At 49.3% G+C, this 6,772-nt stretch carries 8 protein-coding genes; all 8 read left to right on the top strand.

All coding sequences use genetic code 11. The annotated features are described in order from the left end of the window. The first annotated feature begins 602 nt into the window (after nucleotides 1–602). The 8 genes from QUA80_RS32725 (at nucleotide 603) to QUA80_RS32690 (ending at nucleotide 6,586) form a co-directional block, all read left to right on the top strand. On the top strand, nucleotides 603–1,073 hold the full coding sequence (locus QUA80_RS32725) for an Hsp20/alpha crystallin family protein (protein WP_333429077.1): 471 nt from the start codon (nucleotides 603–605) through the stop codon (nucleotides 1,071–1,073). Between the two features lie 24 nt (nucleotides 1,074–1,097). Continuing rightward, nucleotides 1,098–1,478 carry a thioredoxin domain-containing protein gene (locus QUA80_RS32720; RefSeq protein WP_333429076.1) on the top strand — a complete coding sequence of 127 codons (381 nt, stop codon included), beginning with the start codon at nucleotides 1,098–1,100 and terminating at the stop codon, nucleotides 1,476–1,478. Then, complete coding sequence (locus QUA80_RS32715; protein ID WP_333429075.1) at nucleotides 1,478–1,699, top strand: DsbA family protein; 222 nt, start codon at nucleotides 1,478–1,480, stop codon at nucleotides 1,697–1,699. The genes QUA80_RS32720 and QUA80_RS32715 overlap by 1 nt, the downstream gene beginning before the upstream one ends. A 273-nt stretch (nucleotides 1,700–1,972) precedes the next feature. Further along, a complete protein-coding gene (gene dnaK, locus QUA80_RS32710; protein ID WP_333429074.1) occupies nucleotides 1,973–3,862 on the top strand; it encodes a molecular chaperone DnaK in 1,890 nt (629 codons plus the stop codon). 187 nt (nucleotides 3,863–4,049) lie between these two features. After that, a complete protein-coding gene (locus QUA80_RS32705; protein WP_333429073.1) occupies nucleotides 4,050–4,823 on the top strand; it encodes a ChaB family protein in 774 nt (257 codons plus the stop codon). 125 nt (nucleotides 4,824–4,948) lie between these two features. Next, a complete protein-coding gene (locus QUA80_RS32700) occupies nucleotides 4,949–5,086 on the top strand; it encodes a hypothetical protein (RefSeq protein ID WP_333429072.1) in 138 nt (45 codons plus the stop codon). A 95-nt stretch (nucleotides 5,087–5,181) separates the two neighbouring features. Further along, nucleotides 5,182–5,853, top strand: a complete 672-nt coding sequence (locus QUA80_RS32695; protein WP_333429071.1) for a BON domain-containing protein — start codon at nucleotides 5,182–5,184, stop codon at nucleotides 5,851–5,853. A 79-nt stretch (nucleotides 5,854–5,932) separates the two neighbouring features. Next, on the top strand, nucleotides 5,933–6,586 hold the full coding sequence (locus QUA80_RS32690) for a TMEM175 family protein (protein WP_333429070.1): 654 nt from the start codon (nucleotides 5,933–5,935) through the stop codon (nucleotides 6,584–6,586). The last annotated feature ends 186 nt before the right edge of the window (nucleotides 6,587–6,772 follow it).

Raw genomic sequence — 6,772 nt, 5'->3', positions numbered from 1 at the left:
ACTATCAGCAATACAGACTTGTCGTTTTCAAGGCAAAAGCGCAATGGCTTTTTTTCGTGATGCGATATTTGCCCATATTTGTAACTTTTCCATGCCTTCTCTAATTCCTCAATCAAAGACCTGAATCTTTACGACGATTTTACTAGCTTTTTCATTTTAACTCTTTTTTGACACATTCGCAAAAGTGAGATGCACCCCGCCCTTTATGCTCCACTACGTCGCATTGCTGATAATGCTGGTGCTAATGGTGCGGTGATTATGGAGCGCGTCCGTGAACTGCCCTTTGATGAGGGATACGATGCCGTTGCTAATAAATTTGTGAATATGTTCGCCGTTGAGCGAACTGGCGTAACTGAGAAAGGTTAAAGGGAAGTTATTTGTTTTTCCCCTTACAATTTTGCCTTGTCCCAATCCCCAATCATCATAATTTCCTCAGAAAGTCCTTATATTTATTTTTTATAGTGTCAACAGAGTTCAGCACTGGCATGATAGCAACGCTGTTTCAGCGACTGACAAAACCCAGTCTAATGCAGAATTCTAAACACCCAAGTATAGATCATCAAGAGACTTAACAAGTATAGATGATCAGGAGACTTAAAATTATGGCACTCGTTCGTTGGGAACCTTTCCGAGAAGTTGAAAGTTTGCAGCGGCAGTTAAACCGCTTGTTTGATGAAATAGCACCGACAGGTCGTAGAGAAGAGGAAGGCATTGCCTTTATTCCCTCCGCAGAGATTCAAGAAACCCCCGATGCGGTTCATCTCAAGGTAGAAGTTCCCGGTGTAGACTCCAAAGACCTAGATGTGCAGGTATCGCCAGAGGCAGTATCTATTTCCGGTGAGCGGAAATTAGAAATCAAAACGGAAGAAAGAGGCATCACCCGCACCGAATTCCGCTATGGCAGGTTTCAGCGCGTAATTCCGTTGCCTACCCGTGTCCAGCACGATCAGGTGCAAGCAGAATACAAAGATGGCATTCTCAAGCTGAGGCTGCCCAAGGCTGAAGAAGATAGGAACAAGGTTGTGAAAGTAAACTTAGGTGACGGGCACGGGGGCAACGGGCAAGGGCAGTGACGCAATGTTTTCCAAAGCACTCCCTTGAGAGCAAGAGGTGACAACACGATCACAACAGCAACAGGCGAACTTAGCCTCCCAGTTAGCGATGCCTTCGGCACACCTGAAGGTGAACGCGACCATATCCGAGGTCCAAAAAACGCACCCGTCACCCTCGTGAAATACGGCGACTATGAGTGTCCCTATTGCGGTCGTGCCCATTTCATCGTCAAAGAACTACAGCAGTTGACCGGGGATCTCATGCGCTTTGTCTACCGCCACTTTCCGTTAACTAGCGTGCATCCCCACGCCGAGCAGGCAGCAGAAGCAGCAGAAGCCGCTGGGCCGCAAGGTAAGTTCTGGGAGATGCACAACCATCTCTTTGAACATCAACAGGCGCTCGATCGCAAACATCTAATAGAATAATGTGCCGCGAATGTGCCGCTAACCTCGGTCTTGATGTGCCTCGGTTTAGTCACGAACTCGCCGAGCACGCCCACGCAGCCAAGATACGCGAAGACTTACTCAGCGGAATCCAGAGCGGGGTCAACGGCACGCCGACTTTTTTCATCAACGGTGTGCGCCACGATGGCTCTTACGACCTCCGCTCATTGTTAGCCGCGATTGAAAACGCAGCCAAATCCTGAGTGCTAAGGAGCCAGAGGGCAGAAGGTTCAAGGATAGATTCTTCCCTCTGCCAAAAGGTCACAAGCCCACGCCAGTTTGCTCAAGTCGGGAAATCCTTACTTTCAGAAGCCGTTGTTAAATCCCCATAAATAAATTTAGGGGGATTCCCCTTCTGCCTCCTGCCCTCTGCCTTCTTAATACCATTTATTCAACTTGTCCTGAATCCAAACTCTCAATTTTTTATCTCAATCTTTTCAATTTTTTATCTCAATCTTTGAAGGAGGTTGTTAACGATGGCAAAAGTCGTTGGTATTGATTTAGGAACTACAAATTCCTGTATAGCCGTAATGGAAGGTGGACAACCCATCGTTATTCCGAACACAGAAGGCAGTCGCACAACTCCGTCTGTGGTTGCTTACACCAAGAAGGGCGAAAAACTTGTCGGGCAAATTGCCAAGCGCCAGGGTGTAATGAACCCAGAAAACACTTTTTATTCTGTGAAGCGGTTCATCGGGCGCAGGTATGATGAAGTCACCCAAGAGGCAAAACAAGTTACTTACAAAGTGGTACGTGACAGTAATGGCAACGTCAAGCTACACTGTCCCGCTCTGAACAAGGAATTTTCACCGGAAGAAATTTCGGCTGAGGTAGTCCGCAAGCTGATAGATGATGCCAGCACATATCTGGGGGAACCGGTGAGGCAAGCGGTAATTACCATCCCTGCCTATTTCAATGACTCTCAACGGCAGGCTACCAAAGATGCCGGTAGAATTGCCGGGATTGAAGTTCTGCGAATTATCAACGAGCCAACGGCGGCTGCCCTCGCCTACGGACTTGACAAGAAAACCAATGAAACCATCCTAGTCTTTGACTTAGGTGGTGGAACGTTTGACGTGTCTATCCTAGAAGTGGGTGATGGTGTGTTTGAAGTGAAAGCTACCAGTGGCGACACCCACTTGGGCGGTGATGACTTTGATAAGAGAATCGTAGACTGGTTAGCAACCGAATTCCAGCGTAACGAAGGCATCGACCTCCGTAAAGACAAACAAGCCCTGCAACGCCTCACCGAAGCAGCAGAAAAAGCCAAAATTGAACTGTCAGGCGCAACACAGACGAACATTAACTTACCTTTTATTACTGCAACCCCGGAAGGCCCGAAACATCTAGATGTGACCTTAACGCGGGTACAGTTCGAGCAAATGTGCGCCGACTTGTTCGATCGCAGCCGCATTCCCGTCGAACAAGCTCTGCGCGATGCTAAACTCAGTCCCGCAAATATTGACGAAGTAATCTTAGTGGGTGGTGCAACTCGGATGCCGGCTGTTCAGCAACTGGTACGGCAGATGATAGGCAAAGACCCACACCAGGGTGTCAACCCGGATGAAGTCGTAGCAATGGGCGCAGCGATTCAGGCGGGTGTGCTTGGGGGTGAGGTAAAAGACGTACTGCTCTTAGATGTCACGCCGTTGTCGCTGGGTGTTGAAACTCTAGGTGGTGTGACGACCAAGATTATTCCGCGCAATACCACTGTCCCAGTGAAGAAGTCTGAGGTATTCTCAACGGCGGCTGACGCACAAACAAACGTAGAAATCCATGTTCTGCAAGGTGAACGCGAAATGGCATCCGACAACAAGAGCCTGGGAACCTTCCGACTAGATGGGATTCCTCCAGCTCCCAGAGGTATGCCACAGATCGAAGTTACCTTTGACATTGATGCGAACGGGATTCTGTCAGCAACTGCCAGAGAAAAAGCCACAGGTAAAGAACAGTCCATTAGCATCACAGGTGCGTCTACTCTCGACAAATCTGAAGTCGAGCGGATGGTGAAAGAAGCCGATCGCAATGCGGAAGAAGACCGTAGGCGGCGCGAACAAATTGATACCAAAAACATGGCAGATTCTGTTGCCTATCAAGCCGAGAAACAACTTCAGGATTTGGGCGACAAAGTGCCACCAGCAGACAAGTCCCGCGTGGAAGGCTTAATTCGAGACTTGCGTCAGGCAATTGAGCAGAACAACATCGATCGCATGAAGTCCCTCACCAACGAAATTCAACAAGCCTTGATGCAAATCGGCACTGCGGTCTACTCACAAGCAGGTGCATCTCCAAACAATGGTGCTTCTACAAACCGTCAAGGCGGCGGTGAAGATGTCATCGATGCAGACTTTGTGGAACAAACGTAACAAGACGCAGCGAGCAGTTCGTTGCTCTGGTTCTCAGAGTTAAAGGAACTGCTTTAGCGAGCCTGCGTGCGTCACCCAGAGGAAGACGTAGTGAAATTATCAAATACTCTCTTCCTAATCCCCGCGTCCTTAAATCTGCGTCACATTTCGTGATGTTTATCTAGTCTTTTAATTTGGAGCAATTTTTATGACTTCTACATCTGAAAAAATCGCCCTCAAAAGTGTCTCTGCTAGCTTCAAAGATGAGAAGAAGATGCAAGAAGTGGTTGAGCGTCTAATCGATCGCAGCGTTCCCAAAGATCGCATTTCGATTATTGGTCGCGACTTCCACACCGAAACTCGTATCTCCGGATTTGTGACTAAACAAGATGTGATCTTGGATGGACTCGCCACCGGAGCGATTTTTGGATCGCTGTTTGGTTCTCTCTTGGCTTTACTTACGGGTGTGGGCGTGTTGTTCATTCCCTTTTTGGGAACCGTAGTAGCAGCAGGCCCTTTGGGAGCAGCATTATTAGGAGCGGCAGGCGGTGCTTTATATGGTTCCTTGGGAGCAGGCATTGGATCTGCCTTAATGGCAATGGGAATGCCGGAGGACAAAGCTGCTATTTACGAAACACGCCTGAAAACAGGTGAGTTTTTACTGGTCGCGGAAGTGCCACAAGAACAAGCAGACGAAGTTGTCTCACTGTTAGCAAGTGCGGGTGCGGAAGAAGTCGCTATCACTGACATGAAGATTCCCCGTCAACCAGAAGGTGAACTGGTAGATAATGAGCAGATTTCACCAGAAATTAGAGCGAGTCTGTCGGACGACGCGCAAAAAACTTTTGTTGATACCTACAATCGGTCATTCAGAGAAGCCAATGGAAAAGATAATGTCTTGACGAAGGCTTGGGATCGGGTCAAACAGATGTTCGATCGCGACGAAAAAGGCACTTATTCCAGGTCTAAAGTCAGATCGTAAATTTCCAGAGTTGCGATCGCGACGAAAAAGGCACTTATTCCAGTCACAAAACAACTTAAAAAACTAGGAGAACCATCATGAACTGATATCACCGACTCCTGATGCAGTCCATCCTCGGGGGCCGGATGGACTACCTGAGCGAGGTCACAAACATCGAGTTCATCTCGCTCGACCAAGCACCAGAGGCGTACCGGACATTCGACCAAGGGGCACCGAAAAAGTTCGTCATCGACCCGCACAACAGCACCAAGAAAGCTGCATAGAGCAGGATCATCCTGTGGCAGAAGCAGGTGTTAGAGCCTGTGAAATGAAGTTTAGCAGTTTTAAACCATAAGAGTAGCTTAAAGGAGAAACGACCATGACAACTGCAACCGCAACCCGAACTGACGAGGAAATTCAAAAGGATGTGCTGAATGAGTTGAAGTGGGATTCCCGCGTCCAGTCTACCGAAATCGGCGTGGCCGTCAAAGACGGTGTTGTTACGCTCACAGGCTGGGTCGATTCCTTTCACAAGCGCTGGGCTGCCGAAGAAGCTGCCCACCGCGTCCGTGGCGTACTGGCTGTGGCCAACGACATCGAGGTTCGGCTGCCGACCTCTGCCGAGCGCCCTGACGCCGACATTGCCGCAGCCGCCATTCATGCGCTGGAGTGGGATGCCGGCGTTTCCATCGATAAGCTCGACGTCACAGTTTCCAAGGGCTGGGTCACGCTTAAGGGTGAGGTCGAGTGGCAGTACCAGAAAATGGACGCTGAGCGAGTGGTTCGCCGCCTGTCGGGTGTCAAGGGAGTCACCAACTTAATCACCGTCAAACCCCGTGTGACCCCATCAGAACTCAAGCAGAAGATTGAGCATGCGTTGGTGCGGAGTGCCGAAACTGATGCACAGCGGATTACGGTCGAGGTGGAGGGGAGCAAGGTCATCCTGAGGGGGGCGGTGCGCTCCTGGGCTGAGAAGCAAGAGGCGGAGCGGGCAGCGTGGTCGGCACCAGGAATCACCTCGGTGGAAAACTGGATCACGATCTCGCCCTAAGCCTGACCGTCAGAACGGCCGCCTCTACTATCATCGAAGCAAGCACAAAGGTATGGTGGAACACAGAATCAAGTCAACTATGCAGAAATCACGAGCATCAGCGGAGTCGGACACCCAGCGGATTGAAGCGTTTAGCGATGCCGTGTTTGCCATTGCCATCACGCTGCTGATACTGGAAATTCGCGTGCCAGAGTTGAACTCTATGGAGGGAACAACCAACACACTAAGTCTTACCTCAGCATTATTCGTATTGTGGCCGTCCTACTTCGCCTACATTTTCAGCTTCGTGGTAATTGGAATTTTCTGGGTAAATCATCACTACGTCTTCCAACTCTACGAACGGAGCGATCAAGTATTTAATCTGTTCAACCTCTTGTTTCTGATGTGTATTTCGTTTCTGCCGTTTCCAACGGCGGTTGTGGCTAGATGCATTACTGACGCACAGCAGCTGCAAACCGTAGTCGTCTTGTATGCGTTGGTATTGTTCTTATCAGTGTTGACATGGCTGCTCGTCTGGCTATATGCCAGCCGCAATCATCGATTGCTGAACAGAAATCTCGACGATCGATTCATCGCTTACCTCACCCGCATGTACATATTAACTAGCGTGTTGTACTTCTTAGCGCTTGTGCTGTCGTTGTGGAACGGTATCGCCGGATTGGTGTTATGCGTGGGATTGACATTACTATACACGCTGCCGCCGAAAAAGCCAGTGTATCGTAGCGGCCCATAAACGTGAGATCTCCTGAGGACATCAGGAACGAGCCTGAGGATGGAGAGTGAGGATCGCATCGGCGCGTTCGTGCAGCGTACACAGAGTGTAATCGCGCAGTGTACACGAAGTGTAATACCATTTTTCTAAAGTTATGCTAGAGTTACCTGAAAAGTAAAGGAGAATATTAAAATGTCTGGGCGTCCT

The organism is Microcoleus sp. F4-D5, assembly GCF_036704885.1.
Lineage (GTDB): Bacteria > Cyanobacteriota > Cyanobacteriia > Cyanobacteriales > Microcoleaceae > Microcoleus.
This window is presented reverse-complemented; position numbering and strand designations above follow the sequence as displayed.